We start from the raw sequence: 25,441 nt of genomic DNA on the forward strand, positions 1-25,441 counted from the left end.
ATGGTCTTGATGTGGGCAACCGCGCTCATGCAGGCCTTGGCGTCGGTGATAGCCACCGTTTATGCGACGTCTTCTGCCCGGAAGGAAATTCTGCTGGCACAGCTAGCTGCCAACGGTAGCCCCGCCAGCCAGCTGGACATGATGGTATCCACCAGTGTGGTGACAGTGGTTGTGGCCGGCATCGTGACAGTCGGCGCCTATCTGATGATCGCCCACTTTGTTGGGCAGGGCCGGGCCTGGGCCAGGACGCTGGGTGCCGCGTTGGCCCTGCTGACGCTTGTTCAGCTCGTGGGCCTGCAGTACCCCACGGGGTACCCAACCTTGGCTCAGACCGCGTTTAGTGCCGTGGCCATGATCCTGTGCTACCTCCCCGGCCCGAGCCGCTACTTTGCGGCGGTGAAGGAATCTCGCAAGAAGTAGCGGTTGGTGACTCGGGCTGGTAGCCGACAATTACTTGACCATTACCAGAAAGATTTTCCCCCGAGCTGAGGCGCCGGCTAGGAGTGTTGCCTGGTCCGGAGTTGCGGCAACCACCACCAGGCCATCCACCTCAGGCCCCGGCAGCAAACTGTTGGTAGCTGCGAGTGCCGGGGTCCATAGGACGGGGACCGCCCGTGCCAGAACTTCATTGCTGGCTGGACCGTCGAGTCCCAAGTTGGCGCTCAAGACGACGTTGACAAGCTGGCCCTGACGAAGCAGTTGAACAGTTGCTGCATCGGCCAGGCGCAAAGGCACTGCCTGGCTACCAGGCGCTGAACCGATGAGGAGTTCTTCGCCCAAGAGTGCCGAATCGGTCATGACCTCCCCGCGCCGGACAGGACCGGAGACCTGCCGCCCGACCCACTGCCCCGATGACTCCGACTTGGCCAGATGTCCGTCGGGAACAATCTCGGGGCTGACTCGTGCGGCCGTGAGATCCGCGGCCGCCAGGGCATGTCCGGCCGGAAGGTCGCGAGCCGCCACGAGAACCTCTGTTGTGACAGGGACTGACGGAGTCAGTTGTTGCACGGTCAGGGCGGCAGCCGCGCAAAGTAGGATCGCAGCGACTAGTCGGCGCCGCCGGGTCACCCAGCGTGAAAGCTTCTCCAGCCGCGATAAGGGTCGCAGGCGAGGCGCCCCTCGCCATACTGGACGGTTGGCTGGTGGTGCGTTTGCCGAACTTCTGGGGAACTTCATAGGCCAACGCTAAAGGGAACGGGCAGCTCCAGAAAGCGTCAAACTTAAGAATGTGGACAACGATCCGAAGTGCGCCCCCTGTGGAGGGGTTTAGCTACCGACGGCCGCCGGCGCCTTGCCGGCAGTGGAGCTTCCAGCGCTGGTACTTGCCGGCGTCGAGCTCTTCACACTTGAAGCGGGGCTGGTGGAGGATTCGCTCGGCGAAGCGGCCGGAACCGAACTGCCACCGGAGCGCGAATCGGTGCGGTAAAAACCGGAACCCTTGAAGACAACGCCTACGGAGTTGAACTTCTTGCGCAGTGCGCCGCGGCATTCCGGGCAGACGGTCAGCGAATCGTCACTGAAGGACTGCTGGATGTCGAATGCGTGGTTGCAATCTTTGCAGGCGTAAGCGTATGTGGGCACTGGTTTTCCTCCTGGATACATGCGTCGGGACCGTCCTGCCTAGCAGTCCATGGTCCCGAGTGCTAATTCTATCACCGCACTGCATAACGGTCGGTGGGTCCGCATTATTTCACGGTTACCAGGAAGCCTTGTGGCGTCAGGACATAGCCGACGGGCTGATCATGCGCATCGTGGGGGAGCTGCAAGGGCGCCATCACTTCGTGTTCGTAGACGACGGCGGCCGTCGAAACGCCGGCTAGCGCACCGTTGTTGGTGGTTGCCAGAGATGCCAGAAAGCGGTCGTAGTAACCTCCGCCCTGGCCCAGGCGCACCCCTGAAGTGTCGACCGCAAGAGCAGGAAGTAGGACTACCGCAACGTCGCCAAGTTCCGCGAAGCTGTATCGTGTGCCCACAGGCTCCATGACGGGAGCCAGAGTGCTTCGCGCCATGGGGGCGCCAGGGCGCCACTCAACCCAGTTCAACTGATGGTCGGACTCGCAGACAGGTACAAACACGGTGTGGCCCGCGTCCGTCAACGCCGTCAATAGCAAGCCGGTTGACGGTTCGGAGCCTACAGAAACGTAGGCAGAAATTGCGGCGGCGTTCGGGTTTGATCCTAGGCGCGAGGCCATCTGAAGACCAGCGGTGGCTAGGCCAGCAGCGGCACGGGCACGGTCGCCGTCGTCCATTGAAAGGCGGTGGCTGCGGATCTGCGCACGCCACTCGACCTTGGAAAGTGGCGGCATTTACTTGACCTGCCCTTCATAGGATGATGTGTGCAACTTCGCACCAGTGTCCGGCAAGAAGTCTGCATCGTCAGTTAGTCTAGGAGCATGACTGATGTTTCGCGCGTACGCAAGGCCGTAATCCCCGCGGCAGGACTGGGGACCCGATTCCTGCCGGCGACCAAAGCCATGCCCAAGGAAATGCTGCCCGTCGTGGATATGCCTGCTATCCAATATGTGGTCCAGGAAGCCGTCAGTGCTGGGTTGGCGGATGTTCTGATGATCACGGGTCGCAACAAGCGCGCCCTTGAAGACCATTTTGACCGCGTCCCCACTGTTGAGAAACTGCTTGAGGACAAGGGCGACACCGAGCGGTTGGAGGCTATCCAGCACGCAACCGACCTGGGTGAGATCCACTACGTCCGGCAGGGTGACCCCAAGGGGCTTGGTCACGCGGTGCTGCGTGCCAAGACCCACGTCGGCAACGAACCGTTTGCCGTTCTCCTTGGCGACGACTTGATCGACGAGCGGGACGAATTGCTCACAATCATGATCGACGTCCAGGCCCGCACCGGCGGTTCCGTGGTGGCGTTGATCGAAGTTCCGATGGACAAGATTTCAGCGTACGGCTGTGCGGATATGACCGTGATCGACGGCCAGGACTATGTTCGTGTCAACCACCTGGTGGAAAAGCCAGCCGTCGAAGATGCGCCGTCGAACCTCGCCGTGATCGGCCGCTATGTTCTCCACCCGGCCGTGTTTGAAGTTCTCGAGAACACCCCTCCGGGGCGTGGCAACGAAATTCAGCTCACCGACGCCCTGCAGACTCTTGCAACGCGTGAAGGTGAGGGAGGCGGCGTCTATGGCGTGGTGTTCCGCGGCCGGCGTTACGACACCGGCGACAAGCTCAGCTACCTCAAAGCAGTGGTGACCTTGGCTTGCGAACGTGAGGACTTGGGCCCGGACCTGCGCGAATGGCTGGGAGAGTTCACAGCCGACCTGGCGAAGTAATCCGCATGTGGGGGCGGGCCATCTGGCCGGTGACCTTGGAATCGGGAGACTTGCTCCTACGCCCGCTCAAATATCGTGACAAGGCGGAGTGGACGGCCGTTCGATCCCGCAATGCCGCCTGGTTGCAGCCGTGGGAGGCAAGCAACCCTGCCAGTCAGGGTGATTTGCCAACGTTTGGTGGCATGGTGCGGGCACTGAATGAGCAGGCGCACGCTGCCACGGCCCTGCCTTTCATTATCGCGGAGCGGGTTCCTGGGAAGTCCAAGCCGGTGATTGTGGGACAGCTAACGGTGTCTTCGATCATGTGGGGCTCGGCCATGATGGCAACTTTGGGCTACTGGGTGGACCAGGGTTATGCCGGACGGGGTATTGCGCCAACGGCCGTGGCCATGGCGACAGACCACTGTTTCCGGACGCTGGGGCTGCACCGGATGGAGATCAATATCCGTCCGGAAAACAGGCCCAGTCTCCGTGTTGTGGAAAAGCTCGGGTTCCGTGATGAGGGCGTGCGCGAGCGATTCCTGCACATCAATGGTGAGTGGGCCGATCACCGCAGTTTTGCGTTGACTGCCGATGAGGTGCCCTATGGGATCCTTGACCGGTGGCTTTCTAGTCGCTAGCTGACGCCCTTTGCCGTCTCGGGCCAGCTGTAGGGTGGAAATCTTCACTCGCCTCGCGACACACCGGCAGTAATGCCGCTTGGGACATGTTTGCCGTTTAAGGTTGAAATGTGGAGGCGCTCACTGAGACGCCCCCATGCTTGGGTAGTATTCGATCACTGCCACGCCGCAGCCGGCACGCCAGACTCAGCAGTCGCAGGAGACGTCAATGGAAAGCATTAATTCCGACGCCCACACTCATGTGGAGCCGGAACCGTCATCCGTTATCCCTTCTAACGGTCCTGCCCCGTTGAATATTCGATGGGGTAGAACGTTGGTTGCTCTTGTTGGGCTCTTGGGCCTCTTGACAGCGGGAATTTCCGGCGCCTTGAACGTTTTCAATATTGGGTCAGCGCCATTGGCGTGGGCGGGACTGGCAATTTTTCTTGCAGTTCTAGCCGGCTTGCGTTCGCTGGCAGTGCGGGACCAAAACCTTCGGCGTGCCGCCTCTTTCAATGCTGCACATACGACGGCGGACGAGGACTCCGCGGCACCCGCCAGTTCCGCTGGCGAACAGCCGGAGACAACCTTGTTTGACGGTGCCGCTGGCGGAACAGCTGAAGTCGCTTCTACCGTGCAAAAGCCGCTGACCGCGGAGGAACTGCGTACGGCGGCCTTACGCGTAGCTGCCAAGGGCACCGCGGATGCAAAGTTGGCACACACTCAGACCCTTGCCGAGGGCGAGTCGGAAACTGAAACGTGGGAGCCCGTGGAGGTCCCTGTTCCTGCGTACGTGACGGCGGCCCGGGCAGCCTCACAGACCACCGCGTTGATTGTTCCCGAAGTGCCAAAATCGGCCGGGACATCTATCAAGGCCGACCAGGCCGGTGTTGGCGCGCCAACCACTGCCCCTGTTGTCATCGACGGCGGCAAGAGCGCTTCGCCGGCGAATCGCGCTGTGGCAGCGAAGGTGGCCAAGCCAAACCACGCTTTGAACAACCTCGACGACGTTCTGCAACGCCGCAGGGCCTAACGCAACATGTTTGAATGGCCGGTCCCTCTGGGGTCCGGCCATTTTCTTCTTAACAGCCGCAGTGTAGGGTCAAAAAATGGTAGTTGTGGCTATTGCTGGAGGAACGGGCATCGCGGGCAGGGCCGTGGTCGCTGAGGCTGTTCGGCGAGGTTTCGTGGTGAGGTCGGTCAGTAGGCATGTCCCTCTTGAGGCTGAGCGAATCGCCGGGGTGCAGTATCTGGCTGGGGATTTTCGCTCAGGCGTTGGAATGGCGGTCGCGCTTGGGGGCGCGGACGTTCTTATTGAGACACTCGATGCCAAGACGGGCTCTGCACTGAAGGCACTGCCGAGGACATCCGTTGCCGTGCTGGCGGAAGCCTCCCGTGCAGGGATCGAGCGCTGCGTTCTGTTGACCATAGTCAATGCTGCGGAGTGCTCTATGGGCTACTACCAGGTCCAGGCGGCCCGTGCACGCAGCTACGAGGCGGCTGGCATGCCAACATCGGTGGTTTACGCCACGCAGTTCCACAATCTGCTTGCCGGGTTGTTTTCCGCGGGGTCCAAGGTTGGGTTGATTCCTGCATTCACAGGAGTCTCCTTCCAGCCAATTGCGACGGCGGACGTGGCCAGAATTCTGGTGGATGAGGCAGCCTGGGCGTCGACGGATTCGGCCAGTTTTCACCGATCCGTACGTGCGGGTGGACCGTCAGTGTGGAGCATGAAGGCGCTGGCGGAACAGTGGAAGTCGGCCACATCCGCGCGGGGCCTCGTGACGCCGGTACCGTTGCCGGGCGCCTTCGGAACTTTTCTGCGCGCAGGGAAGAACCTGGCCCCAGGCGCAGAATTGGGAGCCATTGAATTCAGTGACTGGCTTGAAGCCGGTTCGTTTCGGGTCTAGTTCGTGTCGATTTTGGAAACTGGGTGTTGGTGGGTTTACCCTAGAAAAGTTGGTGGTGTAACGGCCGTCACGGGGCTATGGCGCAGTTGGTAGCGCGCTTCGTTCGCATCGAAGAGGTCAGGAGTTCGAATCTCCTTAGCTCCACTTCAATACCCCTCTGACCTGCGGAAACGTCGGTTCGGAGGAGTTTTTGATTGCCCAAAAATGGCCCAACGACACGGAAACGACACGCTTTGAGTCAAGAACACCCTGGGTGTCCCCGTCTCATCTAAAGTGGACCAATCTCACTACACCTGGACCAGTAGCAAGATCTGTCTCATTACGGGTGGACCACCGGGCTAGTCTGTCTCACTATGGTCGGGACACCAGCCCGTGCCTCGATCTCACCTGAACGCCTTCAAATGTTGTCCCGTTTAGGGCCCAAGGAACCCTCTGTGGGACATCCCTGAGTATTTGATCATGTTTGGCTGCAAGCCGGGTCTAGGGCATGTCTGATCGAAGAATTCGCGGGATCTTCATCACGAACGTGGAACCAAAGGTGTTCGAGAACGCCTCGACTTGTCCATGGTGAAGCAGAGCCGTCGCTTTCACCATGGCAAGGCCCAGCCCCGACCCAACGGTTTTTCTGGCTGCAGGTGCCCGGTAGAAGCGTTCAAATACGCGCTCCAGTTCTTCTTGGGGAATACCTAATCCTGAATCGATGACGGTGATTTGCAGGGCATCGTCGACCACCTGAACCTCGACGTTCACCTGCCCTTTGTCGGGGGTGTACTTCCCCGCGTTTTCAAGCAAGTTCCCTATGGCACGGCTCAGTAATGCCCTATCACCGTCGATATCAAACGACTCCGCTCCCGGCGGTACCTCCAGCGACCACTGGATATCGGGGAATCGCTGCCGGGCCAGCTCGAAGCAATGCCGCACGAGTTCGGACAGGAGGATCCCCTCAGTAAAAAAGAGGGATTCCTGACCCCGGGCCAAGTCGATGATGTCCTCGACGGTCGATTGCATGGAGAGTGCTTCGCTGTCGATGGCCCTGAATATCTCGTCGTCAAATTGCGGCCGTTGCTGCAGCAACGAGATGTTCGAGCGCAATGAAGTCAGTGGCGTCCTGAGTTCATGTGAGGCATCGGCGATGAGGTGCTTTTGCTGCTCCTGGGATTCCCTAAGTTCATTGAGCATCGACGCAAAGGCAAGCGCGAGCTGACCCACTTCATCCTTTCTGGTGACATCAATGATCGCAGTGGGATCCTTAGTTCGGGCGACTTCCTGGGCGTTCTGGGTCAGCCGCTGAATGGGTTTCATGCCCCGGCGGGCCAAGAGGTACCCGGCCCCAGCACCTGCCAAGGTGGCACCCAGGCAGAGGAATATCAGGAACCACGCTAACCGCTCTACACTCTTTTGGACGCGGTCATCCCGCATCCCGACAGCCAACGCACGCTCACCCGGGAGCTGCCTGACATAGACCCTGAGCGTCGTTCCGTCCGAGGACTCGGTGTTCAAGAAACTTGGCGACGTTTCGCGGGCTGCGTCGCGGATCTGGTCGTTGAGAACCATCGTCGGGCCCGGACCTGCCACATTCTCTTGTTTGCCGTCGGGCCCAATGATTACGGCACAGGCTGGCGACGTCAGCCACTCGCAGTGCTCGGGTTCATCGAGGGAGCCCGTGGCATAGTAGATCTGCAAGACGCGGCCTGACTCTCGCTGGAGAGCGAGGTCCTGGTTGGTTCGGATCTCGTTATAGGCCAGCCAAAAGACTCCACCGGCAAGGACCACCGAAACCAGAGCGACGGCCGCGGCCACAGCCAACGCAATACGGGTCCGGAGCGTCATTTGTCGCTCAACATATAACCAACGCCGCGAATCGTCTTGATGATTCGCGGCGAGCCGTCTGCCTCAAGCTTTTGGCGCAGGCTGCTGATGTAGACCTCGATGGTGTTGGAAGCCGGCCCCAGATCATATCCCCAGACGGCATCGCCGATCTGAGCCCGGGAGAGGACTTTTCCATGGTTTTCAGCGAGCACGGAGATGATAGCGAACTCCGTCCGGCTCAGGCCAATGATCTGCATGCCCCGTTCGAGCGTGTAGGCGGCTTCGTCCAGGCGCAGCCCCGAGGGCGGACCGGAAACCGGCGGCAAACGACGTCCAAGAGCACGAAGCCGCGCTGTGAGGACCTGAACGTCAAAAGGTTTCGTGAGGTAGTCATCGGCCCCGGCGTCGAGTCCAGCAACACAGTCTTCAATTTCAGACCGTGCAGTCAGCAACAAGATTGGAGTCCGGGCGCCGGTGGCGCGGAAAACCCGGCAGAACGCCAGACCATCCATCACCGGCATGGTCACGTCGACAACAAGCATGTCGATTTCAGCGTCGCTCAACTGATTGAGCGCATCAAGCCCGTCGGCGGCAGTACGCACGGCGTACCCTTCTGCTTCCAATAGCGATTTGGTCGAACTTCGCACGCTTGCATCATCGTCGACAATCATCACTACGGTCGGCTTGTCCATGCCTCCAGCTTAGTGAAACCGAATTCAGAAACCCTTAATATTCGGCGGACAGTCTATGAGCATGAACCAAAACACTGACCAACCCGAAGCCGCCGATCATCGGTTGCATGTGGTGATGGCTGCCGGCGGAACCGGTGGCCACATCTACCCCGCTTTGGCTGTCGCCGACCAGCTGCGCACGCTTGACCCCACGATGAGGATTACGTTTTCAGGGACCAAACGCGGCATGGAATCCGACCTCATTCCCATGAACGGCTATGACTTCGCCCCGGTAAGAGTGATTCCCTTTAGCCGCCAGGAAGGGTGGAAGCGATACCTGGTTCCCTTCATTCTGCTTTCGTCCGCCGTTCAAAGCGCGGTGAAGTTTCGTCGGGACCGCGTGGACCTTGTGATCGGCATGGGCGGCTACCCGAGCATGCCAGCGGTTCTTGGCGCCTGGTTCGCCGGAGTCCCGCGCTTGCTGCACGAATCCAATGCCATACCTGGCAAGGCCAACAAGTTTGCTCTGACCTTTACCCAGAACCTTGGCGTGGTGTTTGCCGAGGTCGAAGGCCACAAACGCGGGTCGAAATACGATGTCCGCGTCGTCGGGCTACCCATCCGGGAAACCACGCACGCGCCTCACAATAACGGGTCAAACCGGCTCCGGGAACGCCTGGGACTTCAGGCGGGCAACCGACTAATCGTTGTCAGCGGGGGGAGTGCAGGTGCGGTCAGCCTCACGAATGCGGCCCTGGAGGCGGCCTCAAAATGCCGCTCGTCCAACGACACGGTGTTCTTGATCAAGACCGGAGGCAAAGACTTCGACAGGGCTGCTGAAAAACTGGCGTCCCTTCCCGTCGGGGCGAAGGTGCACCTGATAGCGCACATCGATGACATGAACGCCGCCTATGAATCCGCAGACCTGTTCATCAGCCGTGCGGGCGCCGCCTCCATCGCCGAACTCTCACAAAACGCGGTGCCATCGATCCTCGTTCCCTACCCGTGGGCAGCTGATGACCACCAACGGCACAACGCTCAGGCCATGGTCGCCAAGGGCGCAGCAATGACGGTCGAAGACGCAGACCTGGCGCAGGGAAAACTGGCCGGCCTGATTGACGATCTCCTGTCAGCACCGGAAGTACTTCGATCGATGTCGGCCCGGGCCTCAACCGACAAACACCGCCACGCTGCGGGAGAAATGGCGTCCTGGGCAATCGACCTCATCAAGAACCGATCCAACCGAAAGTAGCAAACCATGAACAACAGCAACTACTCCAAGGCCTTTGAGAACCACACCGTTTTGGTTACCGGCGCCGAAGGATTTATCGGCTCCAACTTGGTGGAACTCCTTGTTGAAGCTGGCGCCCATGTCCGGGCCTTCACCCACTACAAGCCCTACGCGGAAAAGGGTTTCCTCGCCGCATACCAGGAGCACCCACAGGTCACTCTGATCACCGGCGACATCCGCGACAGCGGCTGCGTTCTTGACGCGGTGGAAGGCACCTCCCACGTCTTCCACCTTGCCGCCCTGATTGGTATCCCCTATAGCTACACGGCACCCGAAGCCTACGTGCAGACAAACGTCACGGGAACGCACAACATCCTCATGGCCTGCCGACGCTTCAACAGCCGGATGATCCACACCTCGACATCCGAAGTCTATGGAAGCGCCAGGTATGTACCCATCGATGAAGCGCACCCGCTTCAACCCCAATCGCCGTACTCCGCCTCCAAAATCTCCGCCGACACGCTGGTGCAGTCCTATTGGAACAGCTTCGAAACCGAGGTCGCCATCTGCCGCCCCTTCAACACCTATGGACCACGTCAATCAGCGAGGGCGATCATCCCCTCTGTACTGCAACAGCTCCACGGCGGCGCCCAGGAAATCCGTCTCGGATCGCTCACCCCCACCCGGGACTTCACCTTCGCCACTGACACGGCACGAGGATTCATGGCCATCGGCGCAACCCGGGAAACCAACGGGCAGGTTCTCAATCTGGGCACCGGCAACGAGATCTCAATCGGCGCCCTCGTGCAAAAGCTCATCGATATTACGGGAAGCACCGCACAGATCTTGGTTGAAGACGCCCGGATCCGCCCAGAACGAAGCGAAGTGCACCGCCTGATTTCAGATAACACTGCGGTTCGCCACCTCACGGGCTGGGAACCACAGGTATCCCTGAACGACGGGCTCCAGCTGACATCGGATTGGATCCAACAAAATGTATCGGCAGCAAACACGAGTTGCTACGCCACCTAGGCTCAATCCACCAGCGATCCGAATTATGTTCCCAGGAATCCAACTCCGGTTCAATGAGGAAATGACACTGGCGGATCCGTGTCCGATCCAACACCTCACCACTTGGACGTTGGCCGAGAGCGGCGTGTCACCCAGGTTCCTCCTGCGGGACATCCGACGCGCTGGACACGAATTAGCCTGACTTGCTGGACCATTCCACTAGATCCCGCGCTTTTCGTGGTCCAACTTAGATGAGACGGGACACTGGGATTTGGAGCTCGTTTGGCCATGAAATCGTGGCGTTGGCGGCACCAGATTCAATTGCGCAGCCGCTTGCTGCGCAATTGAATCTGGTGCCTGGATCCGGCAAAGGTAGTCATCAAGGTACCGGGGTGGAACGCCATTCATGGCTCCATCCTTACAAGCCAGGCCCAGGAATTGGTGGAGGAGGTGTGATGCTTAGGAGAGCGGCAGGCGGTGGCGGGGCGGCAAACTTCTCCAGGGCCCGGGTCAGATCCGGTGCCACGGCGGCCCAAGGCCCGCTCCTGCGTGAAGGCTTTGGCTACAACCTGGTCCCCGAGCAAAACTAGGGCGCCGATGGGCATCTCACCGGCATTCAAGCCCTCTTCAGCAACATCTATGGCAAGCCGAACAGCATCCTCTGGCTCCATGACAATCCCCAAACGTTCTCATCGAACATAGGCGACGGACTACCCGCCTGCCCAGTCCCGGCAAATATCAAACGAATCGATCCTATGGCAGTTCGTTAGTCATGCCACTTGGCAACAAAGGATTCACCATGGCGTCACCAGCGTCGGAGAAGGAACGGTCTACGGGACGCGCGCGACTTGCTGGCAGTGGATTCCTTGCCAGCGCTGATCATCAGCTACTTTGAGGCCATGCCTTCGTACTTCATCACCCATCCGGAAGTGAACGTCGACCCTCAGGTTCGAATCGAGGATTGGAATCTGTCGGATGCTGGTCGTTCCCGCGCAACTCACTTGGCCAGCTTTGACTGGGTGAATCAATTGGGTCGCATCATCACCAGTACCGAGCGGAAGGCAGAAGAAGCGGGCGCGATACTCGCCGCGTTGACCGGCCTCTCCTGCACTAAGGTCGTTGGCCTCTGTGAAAATGATCGGTCCGCGACGGGATACCTTCCCGGACCCGAATTCGAGGCGACGGCCAATGAGTTCTTCGCGCACCCGACCATTAGTGTTCGCGGGTGGGAGACTGCCGTGGAAGCGCAGCGACGAATCGTCGACGCCATCCGCCGACATAGTCTGAATACCGCAGCCTCGACTGCCTATGTGGCCCATGGCGCCGTCGGAACGCTGCTCTATTGTGACCTGATGGGCCTACCCATCAGCCGTGAACATGATCAACCCGGCCAGGGCAGCTACTTCGAGTTCGACCCACAGAACTGGACAGCCCGCGACGGCTGGCGTCGCATCGAACCATAGTATGTAGGGCCGTATGCGAAACCTCCTGCGTGACAGTCATATACCGTGAGGTCTCTTCCAAGTCGAGTGTGAGGTTTTCCCGACTATGGAACTATCCTGAGGATTTCAACTCGAATTCTCGCTCCAACGAGATTCAACGGATGCCCCTGCCGCCCCAAGACATGGAGATCGTCGATGAAACGGACATCCTTCGGCCGCCTTGACCTATTTGCGGTTCCACTCCTTGCGTTGGCACTGGGGTGGTATTACCTGATTGCTGAAAAGTTAGCTTCCTTTTTCTTCACAGGGTTTAGACGCGACAGGCTGTGGGAGTTTTGTGTTGAAAAGCTGCCGGCGGGCCTGCCGCCGGTGTACGAGGGGCCTTTGCCCGGATCCGAGTCTGAGTTGGTGCCCATCCGCTTCGTGTGCACCTATACCCAAACGGTTCCTAGCGTCACGGTAGTGCACACGGATATTGCTGGGACCATAATCGCGGCTCTTCCGCTTGCAGTCCTTATCGCGAGCTTCGGCATTCGGTGGGCAATGATACTTCGCAGAAAGTATGTTGAACGGCGTCAGGTCTCCGGCGTTAGGTCCGGCGCTTCCGATGGCGGTTCTCCTAATAACCAACCCGCTGCAGGCAACTAGGGCCCAACTGCCTCGTGCAAGTTGAGCTGCAGGGTTCTCCGTCACTGTGTACGCCGACACGCAAGTGCAGGCTGGTCTGGTCAAGACGAGAAGTCACTGTCAATTTCACTGCAAGGTGCACGGTTTGCCAACTGCGGGTACCACTGGGATGCGATCGCCTGCTCGGATGCGGAACCTTGAGTGGGACGGAATGCGGACATCTGTCCAGGGGATATTTGGGCACCTTGAACGGTTGTGGAAGCGATTTACTAGGAGTTCCACTTCGGTATTTCGATTCCGTGCGACGTCAGCCGTCATTGGAAACCTTGCGGTTGTTTCCTGACATCCAGTTGCGCGTACTTGCACCGCAACTAGCTACGTACTCACTAGCGTGTCGGCGTGGTGCGCTTTCCGTTCGGTCGTCGACTTCGGCGCATCGACGCGAACACTCCGACACCGAGAGCGATTGCAACGCTAATCGCAATATGTGCAGGGAAGTTGCCATTCACATACAGCATGGCGAAGAGCGTGAACTCGCTGACAACGAGCGAGCCGACGAGAGACCACAAGACACTGTTGCGATTGTTCACGGGCTCAGCCTACAGCTACAAGCAATTTCATCTTGGACTTGAGCCGAAGGCCTTTGAATATTCTTTGAAGGCGGTGCATTGGAGGTCCAAGTCGCCAGCACACCGCTTGTGCGTCTGCAGGTGAACCCTATCTGCGCAAAGCAGTCACCGTGGCACTCGGAGTGGAGACAGCCCGAGGCCCACGTTTGACGCAGCAGCGGAGGATTCCGGCATGATGGACAGATGGCCATCACCCTACGCCCGCCGACCACATCCGATGCTGGCGCTCTCGCGGATCTGCTCGCCCGCAACCGTCGCTATTTTCAGACCTCGGAACCGATCCGTTCTGACGAGTACTACACGGTGCCCTTCCAAGCACGCCTCATCCTTGACACCGAACGGGCCCGATCAACAGGCACCTCGAACATGTACCTGATTGAGGCCGACGAAAAGCTTGTTGGCCGCGCCTACCTCAACTCCATCATCCGCGGAGCCTTCCAATCAGCTAGCGTCGCCTATGCCGTCGACCAGGACCATACCGGACAGGGCATCGCAACCGGTGCCCTGTCCGAGTTGATCCGCTTGGCCTTCACAGAGCTGAACCTGCACCGCCTGCAGGGGGAGACTCTGGTGAACAACCGGGCCTCCCAACACGTTCTCGCACGCTGCGGCTTCATTCACTACGGCACCGTGCCAAACTACCTTCGCATCCAAGGGCGTTGGCAGACGCACGAGCTGTACCAGCTGACTAACGACCACTGGAGCGACTAAGCCCCATAAGAACCGAGGGGCAACAATCTCCTGTGCTGATGAGCGAATTGCACGATGCAGCGACGGCGGCGTATCCATACAACGAAGCATCGCAGGTGACAAGTAGGGGTCAGAAGCCTAAAACCGAAAAGATCGTACGCTAAGGGCGAGGCGATCTAGGTAGCCAGTGGACTACAGCTTGCCAATGGAAGCCACTCAGAGCCTGTGCGTAGCGGGAAACTCGTGGGTGTCGTGGAGGCTCTTGGCGGCGCTCTTATTCTTGGGGCAGACGCGGCCGTTGGTGTTCCTGGAGAGCTGGTGACTGGCGGGCTGTCCGTCGTTGGGGCTGGTGTGTCCGGCGCGTTTGACACGGAAATGGTCAGTCGGGGAGCGAAGAGGGCGCTCGGATAATCTGGGCGGGGTTAGTCTTCGTTCACGGTGGGGCGGACCCTCAGGCGTATTTGGTGTCCCAGTGCAGCGGGGCGTCTTCATGCCACCAACGCGGCATAGGCTCGAAGTCTCCCGGATCGTCGTGCTGGTTGACTTTGTCTCTTGCGTCAGCCAACGACTCGCGCTCCTCGGTGGACAGCTTCAGGATCTCGAAACGGCAGATGGACAGCCGTAGGGTCGCCAGGGCGCGCTCTGCGATCTGTTGATTATGGGACATGGTAGTAAGACACCGCGATCCCTGATGTGGCAAGGATTCCAAGGTGACTCGATTGGTTTTCTCTTGGCGGACTACTTGCAAGGCAACCTGGGTGACGCCTCAGGCCGGGTTATGGGAAGGCGGGCCGTGGTGCCGGGCACTGTTCCGGTCTTCGTTCTGGCTGGATTCACCGTCCGGATTTTTGACTAAATCTTAGTAATACCTGCAGTTCCATCAATGGCAATAACCATTTCCGGTCCTCTTACGATGGACAGGAACCGAGAACACCCAAGATAGTTACTGCATCACGGGAACAAAAATACAACAGCACGGTCATGTTCAGGTATCCCGAGTGGAGCTAACTGACATTGACCGTGCTGTTGTTGCTAGAACTATTACCGAGCCGAAGAAATGCCCTTCTTACTTCGTCGCTTTACTTCCAGAGGAAGAATTATTGTACATAGAACAAGCATTGCTGGAAAATAAGCATACATCCAGAAAGACCTGATGAAACTATTGTCAGTCGGAATGAAAGCGATGAGCAGGCCAACCAGCATGAGAGCTATAAACACGGCGCCACTCCAGCCGGTATATAGAGTTTTTCGGTAATCGCTTAGAAACATTTCCGCGACTCCCTTTCAAAATCTAGTAGCAATTATTACCATTATATACAACTGGGAAAGCCGTTATGCCGAAGAATGGCCCACCTGGCCTGCCCATTCGCAGGCCCATACATTGGCCTGTGGATTTCGCGATGTTGGCAGTAGTCGCCCAAATGGCGCCGCCAATTCCGCAGGCTGTTCCCCCAACGGGGCCGGCGATTACTGTGCAACCTCCGGCGAGGATTCCGGTCCAGCCCCATGCGTTGGTGGCAATGGCATCAGTTTCTGTCTTGTTGAATTCGGCGGTGCAGTACAACCAATCACAGGCTGCCCGCGGATCTGCTACAACGGGATAGGTGGCACCCTTGTGGTTCACCGTCTGCGTGACGATGTTTCCATCCACCGTGTAGGAGGACTTAAGGTCCGTCCCCAAGGCGTCTTTGGCCCAAGCCGGAGCTAACACGTTCACAACAACGCCAGATGCGTCCTTGACTAACACTGAACCCTCTGAAGTTAGTTCGAGGATGGCGGGCTTGTCGCCAACATCGATCTGGTATCGATAGTTTGTCGGTGCACTTGATGAGTTGATGATGCTGTAGCCGGCGTTGGCCCCGGAGGATGCGTCGGTAAGCACGTAGCTATAGCTATTATCCACCTTGTACGTGCTGATTCCGGAAGAAATGCGGCTTGTCTCACCAACCCCCGCTGGCTTCAAGGTCATGTCTCCACTTGCTGAACCACTCGGGACGACAAGGCCTTTGGCGGAATCAACACGAGCCACATTGACTCCGTCTCCAGGGGAATCTTCTACTCCGTCGAGGGGGGCTGTGTACAAGCCCAGATTTTTTAGCGCGGTCTTTGCTTGGCTGTCCGCGTCAACCGGTGACGATGCTGTCGCGGTTGACGTGGCCCCAAAGACTAAACCGACGGCTGCAACGCTCACAAGAGAATATCTAAAAATGATGCTGATTCTTTTTAAACTAGTTGTTTTATGGATGCTCATAATCAAAAACATTCCCCAATCATTTTATGACCGCAACCCACTTGGTGGTTGCGAGGCAGATCAGTCTAATCACGATTTTTGAACTATTTCTACCCGTAACCTGCTCAAACTAGCCTTTGTATTTAAGGTTCTATCCAAAGGGGCAATCGTCGGAGAGGCATGGCTTTTTTGAAATCCTAGAGTTTCGAAATGACCTTCGTGAGTGGCCCAGCACGTGCATGCTCATGCCTCGGCGCCTGGGTTTGAGGACCAATTCAGGGACTAGCATCATTCCGGGCAGCGGTCCTTGGATTCGCAGACCCTCTCACGATGCACCTGGCCGTTTCATCGTCAAGGGGGTCCAGTTGCCTGTCGGGTAGACACAGTTCTAGGAGTGCCGGGCCAATAGGTCCGGTCTAAGGGAGAGGTGCTAGTCAGGGCGACGGGTGGAGTGCGAACACAAGGTGGCGTGGGCGGTATGTCAATTGCGCAACACACTTGCCGACCTACCCGAAGAGTCTGCCGATCATCATAAACGTCGCCGAGGAGCCAGGCGGCGACCTCGTCCAGGAGCGGTTGTGATCAACATCGACGTTGGTCATGGAGCCGACAGTGCAGGGGAGTCTTTTGTTGGTCAGGAACTGCAGATTGGATGCGAGTTTCCTTCGGGGACTATCACCGCTAGGATCATGCGATCAGTCCCTGGTGGGCCAGCTGCCTAGGCGAGCCCAAGCACCTGGTCGTCGCAGAATAAGTCGCCCACTTCGTAGCCCGATCCAAGCCGACGCAGCACCTCGGCAATTGCGCGTGAGTGGAAGCCGTCCAGCTCCCCGCTCACCATTTCGGAGAGTACTTCCACGGAGCCGGCGATGTCGGCCTCCAGACCGGAGCCTTCAAGGTCACTGACCCAGGTACGGACGACCGCGGCCTCGAACCGCGCCGCGACCCTCAATGAGGTGAGAAGAACGATCTCCTGGCAGCTGGACGGCGCACGGCGGGGCCCAAGTGGCCAGACGGCCTTCAAACGCTCCATGGACGCATCCGGCACCCGCGGCAGCGAAGACGCCATGACCAACCACCTATATTGCTGCGGGTCGTGATGCTGGTGACGTCACCACCTCGGGGATTTCCTTGGGAACCTCAAAACTGTAGTCCTGGTGAGGGTGCCGGGGCAACCAAGGCAGTGTCGGCCGGATGGTGCAAGTGGAAATGGGGTCGCCGCAGAAAACGGAAAAATCGTACGCTAAGGGTGAGCTGAGTCAAGTGGCCACTGGACTGCAGCTTGCCAATGGAAGCCACACAGGGCCTGCCCGTAGGGGAACGGTCAGCGGGCCCTTCTTGGCCTTCAGGAGAGTGTGTACTCGGGATAGTGTGGTGGTGGCCAGAGTGAACCACCGACCCACGTCTTACACCAGGATGTCTGCAAACTCGCTGGCCTAACTACAGCTAAACGACTTTGCAGACACCCTGACTGCCGTCGGCATACCGTTGACGCATGCCCCATATCTTGGTGGGCCACATCATTCTCACGAAGTTGCAGAATCCGAGATTTCACTGGGCGGACGGTAGCCGTGTTCGCTGATGTAATGCAGAACAAGATCAGGGGCTAGCCAGACTCTGTGCTGCTGATCGGTAACTTTCAGGCATGCTGAGCCTAATTGTAGATATTTTCCGTCGTGTTTTTGGTACTCTGTCGGGCCAAGACTTCCAGGAGACGTGGGGCAGTATGGGCATCTGTGAAAGCCCCTGGTGACGAAGACAGGCGCCGTGGCGGCGGCTTCAAGTGTATGGATGAAAGTTTTTGGCGTATATCCATCGGTGTAATCGTGGTCGGGGCCGAGCCAGCCAAATGCAGCCCATTGACCAAATGAGGCCGGGATTCCGGACACCACAGCATTTTCCTGAGGTGGAAGGCGACACTTCACTCTCCACAACCAACCCCTAGCCTGCCGTTCACCCACCATTGTTCCGTCAGCGATGTAAGACAAAGTACAACCAATCATTCAGCGTTAGAGGAATTAGCCTACAACGTCTCGGCAAGCTACCCAGTCGAAATTTCCGCCATTTGGGAATGACAGTTCCGGTATCCCGCGCACCGAACGGTGACCGGCGAAGGCGTTCTGCGTCGCCTCCTATAGTCTGATGATCATGAATAGTTGGAGCGCTTCGGACGCTGGCGTCTGTGGATCGCAGCGATAAATGGCGGCTTTTTCGCAGCGCTAAATGTCACCCCGGTGCCCGCAAATCGAACCCTCTACGGGAATCTTATTGGGCATCATGGTTTTCATATTCTTGCGCTTCCCCGGGAAACCTATGCTGTAGCGTCGGGTGAAATCGATATTGGGGGGGAAAATGAAACTTGCGCCGTATTCACTCGTTGTCGCAGCGGGACTTGCTGCGCTTCTACTCAGCGGTTGTTCGGGTGAGTCGGGGCTCAGGGCTTTGGATCGCGCGGCTGCGCCCGAAGATATACTGCCGTCATTTGTCACCTTGCAGGAGTATGTGGACAGGGACAGTTCGCGCCTGCTCGCCACGAGAGACGGGGTGCGGTACTTCGCACTACAAAACGACGATGCCAGAACCACGTGCTTGGCCGTTATTCCGCCAGGTGAGGGCCCTGACTGGCAGGTTGGTTGCAGCGACACGAGACGAAGCGGTGAGATTGTAAATATGTCGTCGTCGAAAGATCAGTTGTCAACGATTCCTTTAGGGGATGACTCCGACACCGGAAAAATTGAACCGGGATGGACGAAGATCGCAGACAACGTTCTCGTCTTTGACCACTAGAAGCCCACTACTTGCGATTCCATGTCACCTGTAGCGGTCGAGCCGCCCACGTCCGCAGGGGAACGCTCTGCGGGACAGTCCTACTAGATTCAGGTTTGATTCTGCATACTCCGTGTCGATTCAGAAGTTAGTTGCTCCGAAATCGTCTTTGGCGTCAGACCGTTGGTATTGATGACAACGTCCCCAATGCACCTGGAATTCAGGCGCAGTTGGTCCGTCCAACTTCGGTCAATTTCCCGCTCAAGAATTGCAGCGGGTTGGTCAACGAGCCTATCGCCGGCCAATCGCGGACCTTCGCCTCGTCCGCGTGACCGAACCCGTTCTTCCAAGGTTTCCCTTGATGCGCGAAGGCAGAACAGGGTCAAGTGCGCCGAGAAGAATGCTTCTCGGTACAAGTGAACCTGCTCGTCAGTCTCGGCGGAACCTGACATAACGAGATGGGTGGCTCCGGCGGCACCGAAGCATTCCCACAATGAGGCAACATTCGCTGATTGAAGAACATGGTCAGGGTCTCCGAGGGCATTTCCGGCAAAGCCGAGTTGTTGCAGATCCAGATAACCAGCGGTGATTCCGCGCGTTCGCAGCAATGAAAAGGTCGCCCACGCGACGGTGGACTTGCCGACTGCAGAGGTTCCTGTCAGCCAGATGATCTCGCCGGATGGCTGTCTGTGGATCGTTTCTACTGCGGCGCGGCTGCTGAACAATGGTGTGGCAACGGTGCGCGTGCCAGAGGTGAGTCGGAGCTTGATCCGTAGGGAATCAGCCACTTCCTGAGGCGTTTGCCCCTTCGCTTCGATTCTCAGATGGGTCAAACGCGCAGCATCGAGAGCGTGCATCGCTTCAAGGGAGTTCTGCCAAGTGTCCTGGCTGGCTTTGCGGGCGTCGTGCCGCCTGCGCAATTCATCTTCTTCGATGCTCAGCCGGCAGAACACCAGATCGGTTCCGTTCAGTACCTCGTGGTACCAGGGGATGAGGTTCGGATCCAAGACGCCAGAGATGATCAGCGTTCCTGCTCCGGCATTGGCGTAGTTGGGGACGATCGCCGCTAGGGCCAAGCCCTTTAGTCGGTGTCGGTCGGGATCCTGCAATTGCGCCGGATAGCACATTCCGAGTTGGTCGATATCCACGTACGCGCACGATATTCCCGTGGCGCTTAGATCAACGTAGAGCTGCCACGCCGTAGTCGACTTTCCCACTGCGGGTGGGCCATAAAGCCAGATGATCTGCATTAATACATCGTAATTGGCCAACTCTGCAGTGCTCGCCAATTACTCAGTAGCGTTTCGACGTGCGGGCTCACCAGTGGTTTTTCTCTGGTTCGACTGCGTCGGAAGACAGAAGTCGTTTGCACTGCGATTACGCGTCCGTATGCGGAACGTCCTGCGGGGCAAAAGCCCATGCTGGCCAGTTACTGGGTAGCATCAGATCAAGCAGTGGCCAGGAGGGTGGCGAAATGTTTGAGCGCTTTAAGGATCGAGCACGGCGTGTTCTTGTGCTGGGCCAGGAAGAGGCCCGCATGCTCAACCACGACTACTTCGGTACGGAGCACATCCTGGTTGGCCTCATTCGTGAAGGCGGCGGCGTTGCCGAGAAGGCTCTTGAAGCCTCGAATGTCCACCTCGATGACGTCCGGGAACAGGTGCTGGCGATCGTTGGGGTTGGGGAGGGACAGCTGGCCTCCAATGGGAGTATCCCGTTCACTACGCATGCCAAGTCGGTGCTGGAGTTCTCGCTTAGTGAATCGCTGATGCTCGGTCACGAATACATTGACACCGAGCACATCCTGTTGGGTCTGATCCGCGGGGGTGAAGGCGTAGCTGTGCAATTGTTGGTGAGGCTTGGGGTCGATCCCAATATGGTGCGCCACCAGGTCATTCGGATACTCGCCGGATACCAGGGCGACGGTGCTGGTTACGAGGACCGACCGTAGGCCGAGCGTTCTACGGGACAATGATGATTGGCTGGTCGAATTCTTGATCATCGGGTATGCGCTGCCCCCACGGACAGTGTTGGACGAGAGTATTAGGTTTTTGGCCCCCTCCGAGAGCCGGGAGAGAAAGCTACCGGTACAGTAGAGTGTTCGACAATGTTTCGGTTTGTGAGTAATTATTCGGAACCAAGCACCCAGTTGATGCAGATACTGGCGTTCAACCTCACGAAAGGTCAGCAATGGAGCCCTGGAAGATGGATCGCATCGGGTCAGCGATCAAAGGCGAGAATCCCACGGTAATGGCACACCTCAACGGTGGATTTGCTGTTATCGGTGACGTTCAATGGCTGCCCGGGTACTCCGTACTGATCACAGACAGGATCGGAATTGATCGGCTTTCAGATCTACCTCGCACTGAACGATCATCGTTTTTGAACAGCGTCGATATTTTAGCCGAAGCAGTCGAAATAGCCTGCAGACAGTTGGACCCTGCATTTCTCCGGGTCAATATCGAAATTCTTGGCAACACGGATCCATTCCTTCACGCTCACATTTGGCCCCGTTACCAGTGGGAAGAACCAGAAATACGCTCCCACCCAGTATGGCTTTACCCCAGAACCAACTGGTCAGACCCGGCGACATCGCTAAACTCCTCGCACGACCCCTACAGGTCCGCCATCACGGCACAGATCAGGGAACTAGCGACGCTCAATACCGCCCCGTAAACCCAACGTTCACCGGGACGTCTTTTCATGGAGAAAGCTCGAGAAAGGGCTTCTTGACTCGATCGGGTGGATGCCTTGTCGCTTTACTTCAGTGATTTTTGAAGGCGCCCAGGTATGTAATTCCGTTGTAGAGCTTGGATTTATCATCTATGACCTGCGTGGGGTCCCCGTAAGTAAATGCGGCATTCGCGGTTGTGATCTCTCGGGCGGCACAAGCAGCGACGAGTTCATCTATTGCTATGGCCGACTTCAGTCCAAGTTCGTCGATGAGGTCTCGTACCCGAACAGGCGTTGGAATCCAGACGGTATGCAGGAGATCTTCGTCGTAGAGGAATCGTTCGTTGAGGTCAATGGAGAAGCGGCATCCTGTTATATCTGTAGTCGCGATCTCGATATCTTCAACTTCTAGGTCCCAGTAGGCAGGATCATGATCGAAATACTCGCCAAATCTTTCGACATCAAGTGGTGATTCACCGATCCAAATATGGAGCGAGGAGAACGGGAGAGCGACTATCTCGATTCCAAATCGGTCCACCCAGTCAGTCAATGTTCCCGGAACCAGGCCGTGGCTCGATTCTAGCTCAGGCCAATGTTCTGGGCGGGTACGGTTGAGTGCTTCATCAACTAGAGAACGGATGAATGCCTCTTGATGTGACAATAGTTCACTCTTTCGTATGTGAGCTGACGGGCTCGGGCGTGTACTGCAACAGTGTCATCATTCAATCACAAGCAATCCTGCGGGTAGAGAGGGCAGTAGGAGTCCGAAGACATTCACCGCCAAAGTTTCCACCCAACGGCGATATCAGTCGGGCGATCCGGCGAACTGCCATCGATCGATGATCATGAAAAGGGACTGGATCAGATTCTAAGCCTTGCTCTATACGGGGGCACCAGTGAAAAAGGAAACAGTCGTACGTTAAGGGCGAGTGGAGCCATACAGTCGCTGATCTACTGCTTGCCGATCGGGTCAAGGCAAAGTCCCTCCTGTTGGTGGAACCCTGACTGGGCCATTAGTGTTGCCAAATTGGGTTGTCAGGCAAAGGCAGAACGCGTCGCCATGCAGTTGGCGTCCGAGAGTACAGATCTAGTCTTCAAAGGAATTCGAGTCACTACCGAGGTGCGCGGCTCGCCTGATTTGCGGTCGACCACTGCCGCGGTGGAATGACGAGCTACCGGGATCCCCTAGGCGGGATTGCTTCCCCTCGAGGGTACGGTACATGTTCCGGCGGCCCCGCTTCGGGATCCGGGGTGCGTCCGCGTAGTCGTCCCGCCACCAGCAGTCCTACAAGCACTAAGACAACCAGCACAAAAATACCGGCCACGACCAACATCCACACTGAACCGTTCACGATTCCCAATCCCCTATAGACAACGCCCGACGTCTTCCTAAGGGAAGTATGGCAGCCGTGGCAAGCTTTTTCCCACGCCGGCACCCGACATTGACCGCAAGGGTGTCCCAAATAGACATAGCCAACGTTTCCCATAAGCCGGTCCTCCACCGGACATATCCGTCCCTGACCTGCATCGTCGCGGCGTCGCGCCATCGACTGTGTCGTAAGAGGTGTTCGATGACTTGCCCGGTGAAGGGGCCATATACGGTACACAATTTGAGGGTTCCGAACCCTGCAAACAACGCCCGGGAGATTTCGCCTGGGCTGAAGCCTTGGCTGCTGGGGTTTGGACTTCTGAGCACCGCAACAATCGTGGCCCCGGACCGGGGTGGGTGCAAGGGGAATCCGGCGCCGGATCGGAGCCAGCGAAGGTTCGAACACGGCAAAGGCTCAAGTGGTCGCAAGCGAGCAAACTTTGGTCCGCTTCTGGCCCTGCGAGATCGACACGGAAACGACACGCTTTGAGCCCAAAATAAGCGATTTCCGAGTGTTGTGATAGCTTGTCGAAAACCCCGGTTTGCCGCGGATTCTAGGGGTTTTAGGTAACGTTAGAAACCATTAAAAACATGACCATTTAAGAAGAGGTCAGGAGTTCGAATCTCCTTAGCTCCACGACAAAACCCCTACAAGCTGCGGTAAACCGTAGTTTGTAGGGGTTTTTGCCCTCCACCCTGTTCAAGCTCGACGGATTGGTAAGCCACGCGAACGCGGAATGGCTTTGGCGAGGACGGTGGCGGGGTCGTCCTTCAGAACTGGCGGCTGCGCGGAGCCTGGTATTGGTCGTCGGTGACTTCCTCGAGCCAAGTAGTCTCGGGGGTGCCCTCTACTGCGCTTTCCCAGATGGCAAGGTGTTCCATGAACCGGTCCTCGGTAGCGCCATGCCAGTGTTCCTCACCGGGAGGGCAAGTTATGGTCTGACCGGGATGGGCCTCGAAAATGACACCGTCACGGGTGCCCACAAGGGCGATGCCGGCAACGACGTGCAGGGTCTGGCCCAGGACGTGGTGGTGCCAGAAGGTGTGTGCTCCGGGGGAGAAGCGAACCATGTTCGTGCGTGTTCGGGAGGGATCTGTGCCTGTGTAGATCACGTCGTACCAGACGTCGCCTGTGAACTGTGCGGCAGGTCCCTTGCCCGTCGGGGCTACATTTATGAATTCCATGAGTAATCTCCTTAGTTGGTGATGTTGAGGTCGAAGCCGAGCTCGCGGGACGCTTCTGCCTGTGCCGTGATCTCACGGCCCTTGTCGGCAACAGCCGGTATCGCATCGGCTCCGGCGACGAACCGCAAGGGCGGCTGTCCGGCTCCAACGACGGCGATGATGGCTCGCGCCAGCTTGACCGGGTCACCGGCTTGCTGCCCGTTCATTGACTGCCAGCCGGCCTTGGTTTCCCTAGTCCGGTCGGCGTAGTCCTCAATCGTCAGGTCCGCCCAAGACGTGGATGCTTCTTCGAGTAGCTCGGTGCGGAAGAACCCGGGTTCGACGATCGTCGTGTTGATGCCGAAAGGTTCCAGATCGAAACGAAGAGATTCCATCCATCCTTCGACACCGAACTTGCTGGTGGCATAGGCTGCGCAGAACTCCTGGCCGATGATCCCCGCCGTCGAGGAGATGGTGACGACGTGGCCGGATCGCTGCCGGCGCATCTGCGGCAGGACGGCGCGTGTGACGTTCATCGGGCCGAACAGGTTTGTTTCGAGCTGCTGGCGCATCGCCTCTGGCGAGATTTCTTCGAAGTAGCCGGCCTGAAAAGTGGAGGCGTTGTTGATCAGGGCGTCCATCTGGCCGAACTTCTCGACTGCGGACTTCACGACTTTGACGGCCTCACTGGTGCTGGTGATATCCAGGGCGGTGACCAGGAGATTCTCACTCTCTCCCAGCAGTTCCTGGATCTTCTCGGGTCTGCGACCCGTCGCGATGACGCGGTGGCCGGCAGAGAGCGCCTGCCGGGCGATGTTGGGACCGAGCCCGCGTCCGGCCCCGGTGATCAGAATGACCTTGCTCATATGGGTCTCTTTCTCGTTTCCTTGGTTCTGTTGTCTAGGCATCTTGCCGGGTGGTTGAGAATACTTGCTTGGCCACGGTCATGGCCGACATGGCTTTCGGCCAGCCTGAGTAGAAGGCCAAGTGGGTGATCGCCTCGATGAGTTCTTGTTCGGTCACCCCGTTGTCCCGGGCGTAGGCCAGATGAAAGGCGAGTTGTTCGGTGTTTCCACCGGCGATGAGTGCTGTGACGGTGATCAGGCTGCGATCGCGCTTAGAGAGTTCAGGGCGTTCCCAGACTTCATCGAAAAGCACCTCATCTGTGTAGTGGACGAGTCCGGGGGCGAAATCACCGAACGCGCGCTGTCCTCCCGTCCATTTCGACGTTGCGTTCTCTGTCATGGTGCATCTCCCATTGATCTAAGTGCTCGGTTGTATTTGGTGTTTCTAGTCAACGTCTTTTCGTACGGGTGGGGGAGTC

26 protein-coding genes, 1 tRNA gene and 1 pseudogene are annotated in these 25,441 nt (G+C 57.9%); 14 read left to right on the forward strand and 14 right to left on the reverse strand.

The window, feature by feature from the left end:
* Positions 1-420 (forward strand): hypothetical protein, encoded by a 420-nt coding sequence (locus CXQ94_RS03010; RefSeq protein WP_104086715.1) that lies wholly within the window; start codon positions 1-3, stop codon positions 418-420.
* 30 nt (positions 421-450) lie between these two features.
* On the opposite strand, the gene CXQ94_RS03015 is transcribed toward CXQ94_RS03010, so the two are convergent.
* The 3 genes from CXQ94_RS03015 to CXQ94_RS03025 all read right to left on the reverse strand — a co-directional run bounded on the left by CXQ94_RS03015 (position 451) and on the right by CXQ94_RS03025 (position 2,306).
* Entirely contained in the window at positions 451-1,176 is a 726-nt protein-coding gene (locus CXQ94_RS03015) for an SAF domain-containing protein (protein WP_104086716.1), read from the reverse strand.
* A 90-nt stretch (positions 1,177-1,266) separates the two neighbouring features.
* Positions 1,267-1,581 (reverse strand): FmdB family zinc ribbon protein, encoded by a 315-nt coding sequence (locus tag CXQ94_RS03020; protein ID WP_104086717.1) that lies wholly within the window; start codon positions 1,579-1,581, stop codon positions 1,267-1,269.
* Positions 1,582-1,685: 104 nt separating this feature from the next.
* A complete protein-coding gene (locus CXQ94_RS03025) occupies positions 1,686-2,306 on the reverse strand; it encodes a 5-formyltetrahydrofolate cyclo-ligase (protein ID WP_104086718.1) in 621 nt (206 codons plus the stop codon).
* A gap of 87 nt (positions 2,307-2,393) precedes the next feature.
* Between CXQ94_RS03025 and galU the strand changes: the two genes are divergently transcribed.
* The 5 genes from galU to CXQ94_RS03050 all read left to right on the forward strand — a co-directional run bounded on the left by galU (position 2,394) and on the right by CXQ94_RS03050 (position 5,949).
* Positions 2,394-3,296 (forward strand): UTP--glucose-1-phosphate uridylyltransferase GalU, encoded by a 903-nt coding sequence (gene galU, locus CXQ94_RS03030; protein ID WP_104086719.1) that lies wholly within the window; start codon positions 2,394-2,396, stop codon positions 3,294-3,296.
* Positions 3,297-3,301: 5 nt separating this feature from the next.
* Positions 3,302-3,916, forward strand: a complete 615-nt coding sequence (locus CXQ94_RS03035) for a GNAT family N-acetyltransferase (RefSeq protein ID WP_104086720.1) — start codon at positions 3,302-3,304, stop codon at positions 3,914-3,916.
* Between the two features lie 208 nt (positions 3,917-4,124).
* A complete protein-coding gene (locus CXQ94_RS03040) occupies positions 4,125-4,928 on the forward strand; it encodes a hypothetical protein (RefSeq protein WP_146070215.1) in 804 nt (267 codons plus the stop codon).
* A 76-nt stretch (positions 4,929-5,004) separates the two neighbouring features.
* A complete protein-coding gene (locus tag CXQ94_RS03045) occupies positions 5,005-5,805 on the forward strand; it encodes an SDR family oxidoreductase (RefSeq protein WP_104086722.1) in 801 nt (266 codons plus the stop codon).
* 71 nt (positions 5,806-5,876) lie between these two features.
* Positions 5,877-5,949, forward strand: a tRNA-Ala gene (locus CXQ94_RS03050).
* A gap of 336 nt (positions 5,950-6,285) precedes the next feature.
* Here the strand turns inward: CXQ94_RS03050 and CXQ94_RS03055 are convergent.
* On the reverse strand, positions 6,286-7,635 hold the full coding sequence (locus tag CXQ94_RS03055) for a HAMP domain-containing sensor histidine kinase (RefSeq protein WP_104086723.1): 1,350 nt from the start codon (positions 7,633-7,635) through the stop codon (positions 6,286-6,288).
* Positions 7,632-8,306 (reverse strand): response regulator transcription factor, encoded by a 675-nt coding sequence (locus CXQ94_RS03060; protein WP_104086724.1) that lies wholly within the window; start codon positions 8,304-8,306, stop codon positions 7,632-7,634. The genes CXQ94_RS03055 and CXQ94_RS03060 overlap by 4 nt, the downstream gene beginning before the upstream one ends.
* A 61-nt stretch (positions 8,307-8,367) precedes the next feature.
* Here CXQ94_RS03060 and CXQ94_RS03065 point away from each other — a divergent pair, with 61 nt between their 5' ends.
* The 5 genes from CXQ94_RS03065 to CXQ94_RS22425 all read left to right on the forward strand — a co-directional run bounded on the left by CXQ94_RS03065 (position 8,368) and on the right by CXQ94_RS22425 (position 12,617).
* A complete protein-coding gene (locus CXQ94_RS03065; RefSeq protein WP_181034049.1) occupies positions 8,368-9,537 on the forward strand; it encodes a glycosyltransferase in 1,170 nt (389 codons plus the stop codon).
* 6 nt (positions 9,538-9,543) lie between these two features.
* Positions 9,544-10,548 (forward strand): SDR family NAD(P)-dependent oxidoreductase, encoded by a 1,005-nt coding sequence (locus tag CXQ94_RS03070; RefSeq protein ID WP_104086726.1) that lies wholly within the window; start codon positions 9,544-9,546, stop codon positions 10,546-10,548.
* A gap of 434 nt (positions 10,549-10,982) precedes the next feature.
* A complete protein-coding gene (locus CXQ94_RS23025) occupies positions 10,983-11,117 on the forward strand; it encodes a hypothetical protein (protein ID WP_258066592.1) in 135 nt (44 codons plus the stop codon).
* 267 nt (positions 11,118-11,384) lie between these two features.
* Positions 11,385-11,990 carry a histidine phosphatase family protein gene (locus CXQ94_RS03080; protein ID WP_258066621.1) on the forward strand — a complete coding sequence of 202 codons (606 nt, stop codon included), beginning with the start codon at positions 11,385-11,387 and terminating at the stop codon, positions 11,988-11,990.
* 174 nt (positions 11,991-12,164) lie between these two features.
* A complete protein-coding gene (locus CXQ94_RS22425; protein WP_104086728.1) occupies positions 12,165-12,617 on the forward strand; it encodes a hypothetical protein in 453 nt (150 codons plus the stop codon).
* A 365-nt stretch (positions 12,618-12,982) separates the two neighbouring features.
* On the opposite strand, the gene CXQ94_RS22145 is transcribed toward CXQ94_RS22425, so the two are convergent.
* Positions 12,983-13,186, reverse strand: a complete 204-nt coding sequence (locus tag CXQ94_RS22145) for a hypothetical protein (protein WP_146070216.1) — start codon at positions 13,184-13,186, stop codon at positions 12,983-12,985.
* Positions 13,187-13,408: 222 nt separating this feature from the next.
* Here CXQ94_RS22145 and CXQ94_RS03090 point away from each other — a divergent pair, with 222 nt between their 5' ends.
* Complete coding sequence (locus CXQ94_RS03090; RefSeq protein WP_104086729.1) at positions 13,409-13,936, forward strand: GNAT family N-acetyltransferase; 528 nt, start codon at positions 13,409-13,411, stop codon at positions 13,934-13,936.
* Between the two features lie 430 nt (positions 13,937-14,366).
* Here CXQ94_RS03090 and CXQ94_RS03100 read toward each other — a convergent pair whose 3' ends face one another.
* From CXQ94_RS03100 to CXQ94_RS03115, 3 genes are all read right to left on the reverse strand, one after another.
* Positions 14,367-14,582: a hypothetical protein gene (locus CXQ94_RS03100; protein WP_104086731.1), complete on the reverse strand. Its 216-nt coding sequence runs from the start codon at positions 14,580-14,582 to the stop codon at positions 14,367-14,369.
* 624 nt (positions 14,583-15,206) lie between these two features.
* Positions 15,207-16,178 carry a hypothetical protein gene (locus tag CXQ94_RS03105; RefSeq protein ID WP_146070217.1) on the reverse strand — a complete coding sequence of 324 codons (972 nt, stop codon included), beginning with the start codon at positions 16,176-16,178 and terminating at the stop codon, positions 15,207-15,209.
* 685 nt (positions 16,179-16,863) lie between these two features.
* Positions 16,864-17,214 carry a hypothetical protein gene (locus tag CXQ94_RS03115; protein ID WP_104086733.1) on the reverse strand — a complete coding sequence of 117 codons (351 nt, stop codon included), beginning with the start codon at positions 17,212-17,214 and terminating at the stop codon, positions 16,864-16,866.
* Positions 17,215-18,497: 1,283 nt separating this feature from the next.
* Here CXQ94_RS03115 and CXQ94_RS03120 point away from each other — a divergent pair.
* Positions 18,498-18,932 (forward strand): hypothetical protein, encoded by a 435-nt coding sequence (locus tag CXQ94_RS03120; RefSeq protein ID WP_104086734.1) that lies wholly within the window; start codon positions 18,498-18,500, stop codon positions 18,930-18,932.
* 89 nt (positions 18,933-19,021) lie between these two features.
* Here CXQ94_RS03120 and CXQ94_RS03125 read toward each other — a convergent pair whose 3' ends face one another.
* The gene (locus tag CXQ94_RS03125) at positions 19,022-20,161 is read right to left on the reverse strand and encodes a hypothetical protein (RefSeq protein WP_146070218.1); all 1,140 of its coding nucleotides are present in this window, start codon (positions 20,159-20,161) and stop codon (positions 19,022-19,024) included.
* Between the two features lie 224 nt (positions 20,162-20,385).
* Between CXQ94_RS03125 and CXQ94_RS03130 the strand changes: the two are divergent.
* Positions 20,386-20,832, forward strand: a pseudogene (locus CXQ94_RS03130) (Clp protease N-terminal domain-containing protein); the annotation flags it as partial.
* A gap of 843 nt (positions 20,833-21,675) precedes the next feature.
* On the opposite strand, the gene CXQ94_RS03140 reads toward CXQ94_RS03130, so the two are convergent.
* From CXQ94_RS03140 to CXQ94_RS03155, 4 genes are all read right to left on the reverse strand, one after another.
* Positions 21,676-22,245 (reverse strand): immunity 22 family protein, encoded by a 570-nt coding sequence (locus CXQ94_RS03140; protein ID WP_219816970.1) that lies wholly within the window; start codon positions 22,243-22,245, stop codon positions 21,676-21,678.
* Positions 22,246-23,724: 1,479 nt separating this feature from the next.
* Positions 23,725-24,138, reverse strand: coding sequence for a cupin domain-containing protein (locus CXQ94_RS03145; protein WP_104086739.1), 414 nt, complete (start codon positions 24,136-24,138; stop codon positions 23,725-23,727).
* 11 nt (positions 24,139-24,149) lie between these two features.
* Positions 24,150-24,983 (reverse strand): SDR family oxidoreductase, encoded by an 834-nt coding sequence (locus CXQ94_RS03150; protein ID WP_104086740.1) that lies wholly within the window; start codon positions 24,981-24,983, stop codon positions 24,150-24,152.
* Positions 24,984-25,017: 34 nt separating this feature from the next.
* A complete protein-coding gene (locus CXQ94_RS03155) occupies positions 25,018-25,362 on the reverse strand; it encodes a carboxymuconolactone decarboxylase family protein (protein ID WP_104086741.1) in 345 nt (114 codons plus the stop codon).
* Between the last annotated feature and the right edge of the window lie 79 nt (positions 25,363-25,441).

The sequence above is a fragment of the Arthrobacter sp. GMC3 genome (assembly GCF_002929305.1).
GTDB lineage: Bacteria > Actinomycetota > Actinomycetes > Actinomycetales > Micrococcaceae > Specibacter.

Excerpts from the sequence above, each read along its gene's own strand:
- CXQ94_RS03010 (WP_104086715.1), top strand. The coding sequence starts at position 1 with ATGGTCTTGATGTGGGCAACCGCGCTCATGCAGGCCTTGGCGTCGGTG.
- CXQ94_RS03015 (WP_104086716.1), bottom strand. The coding sequence starts at position 1,176 with ATGAAGTTCCCCAGAAGTTCGGCAAACGCACCACCAGCCAACCGTCCA.
- CXQ94_RS03025 (WP_104086718.1), bottom strand. The coding sequence starts at position 2,306 with ATGCCGCCACTTTCCAAGGTCGAGTGGCGTGCGCAGATCCGCAGCCAC.
- galU (WP_104086719.1), top strand. The coding sequence starts at position 2,394 with ATGACTGATGTTTCGCGCGTACGCAAGGCCGTAATCCCCGCGGCAGGA.
- CXQ94_RS03035 (WP_104086720.1), top strand. The coding sequence starts at position 3,302 with ATGTGGGGGCGGGCCATCTGGCCGGTGACCTTGGAATCGGGAGACTTG.
- CXQ94_RS03040 (WP_146070215.1), top strand. The coding sequence starts at position 4,125 with ATGGAAAGCATTAATTCCGACGCCCACACTCATGTGGAGCCGGAACCG.
- CXQ94_RS03045 (WP_104086722.1), top strand. The coding sequence starts at position 5,005 with ATGGTAGTTGTGGCTATTGCTGGAGGAACGGGCATCGCGGGCAGGGCC.
- CXQ94_RS03055 (WP_104086723.1), bottom strand. The coding sequence starts at position 7,635 with ATGACGCTCCGGACCCGTATTGCGTTGGCTGTGGCCGCGGCCGTCGCT.
- CXQ94_RS03060 (WP_104086724.1), bottom strand. The coding sequence starts at position 8,306 with ATGGACAAGCCGACCGTAGTGATGATTGTCGACGATGATGCAAGCGTG.
- CXQ94_RS03065 (WP_181034049.1), top strand. The coding sequence starts at position 8,368 with ATGAACCAAAACACTGACCAACCCGAAGCCGCCGATCATCGGTTGCAT.
- CXQ94_RS03070 (WP_104086726.1), top strand. The coding sequence starts at position 9,544 with ATGAACAACAGCAACTACTCCAAGGCCTTTGAGAACCACACCGTTTTG.
- CXQ94_RS23025 (WP_258066592.1), top strand. The coding sequence starts at position 10,983 with ATGCTTAGGAGAGCGGCAGGCGGTGGCGGGGCGGCAAACTTCTCCAGG.
- CXQ94_RS22425 (WP_104086728.1), top strand. The coding sequence starts at position 12,165 with ATGAAACGGACATCCTTCGGCCGCCTTGACCTATTTGCGGTTCCACTC.
- CXQ94_RS03090 (WP_104086729.1), top strand. The coding sequence starts at position 13,409 with ATGGCCATCACCCTACGCCCGCCGACCACATCCGATGCTGGCGCTCTC.
- CXQ94_RS03100 (WP_104086731.1), bottom strand. The coding sequence starts at position 14,582 with ATGTCCCATAATCAACAGATCGCAGAGCGCGCCCTGGCGACCCTACGG.
- CXQ94_RS03105 (WP_146070217.1), bottom strand. The coding sequence starts at position 16,178 with ATGTTTTTGATTATGAGCATCCATAAAACAACTAGTTTAAAAAGAATC.
- CXQ94_RS03115 (WP_104086733.1), bottom strand. The coding sequence starts at position 17,214 with ATGGCGTCTTCGCTGCCGCGGGTGCCGGATGCGTCCATGGAGCGTTTG.
- CXQ94_RS03120 (WP_104086734.1), top strand. The coding sequence starts at position 18,498 with ATGAAACTTGCGCCGTATTCACTCGTTGTCGCAGCGGGACTTGCTGCG.
- CXQ94_RS03125 (WP_146070218.1), bottom strand. The coding sequence starts at position 20,161 with ATGCAGATCATCTGGCTTTATGGCCCACCCGCAGTGGGAAAGTCGACT.
- CXQ94_RS03145 (WP_104086739.1), bottom strand. The coding sequence starts at position 24,138 with ATGGAATTCATAAATGTAGCCCCGACGGGCAAGGGACCTGCCGCACAG.
- CXQ94_RS03150 (WP_104086740.1), bottom strand. The coding sequence starts at position 24,983 with ATGAGCAAGGTCATTCTGATCACCGGGGCCGGACGCGGGCTCGGTCCC.
- CXQ94_RS03155 (WP_104086741.1), bottom strand. The coding sequence starts at position 25,362 with ATGACAGAGAACGCAACGTCGAAATGGACGGGAGGACAGCGCGCGTTC.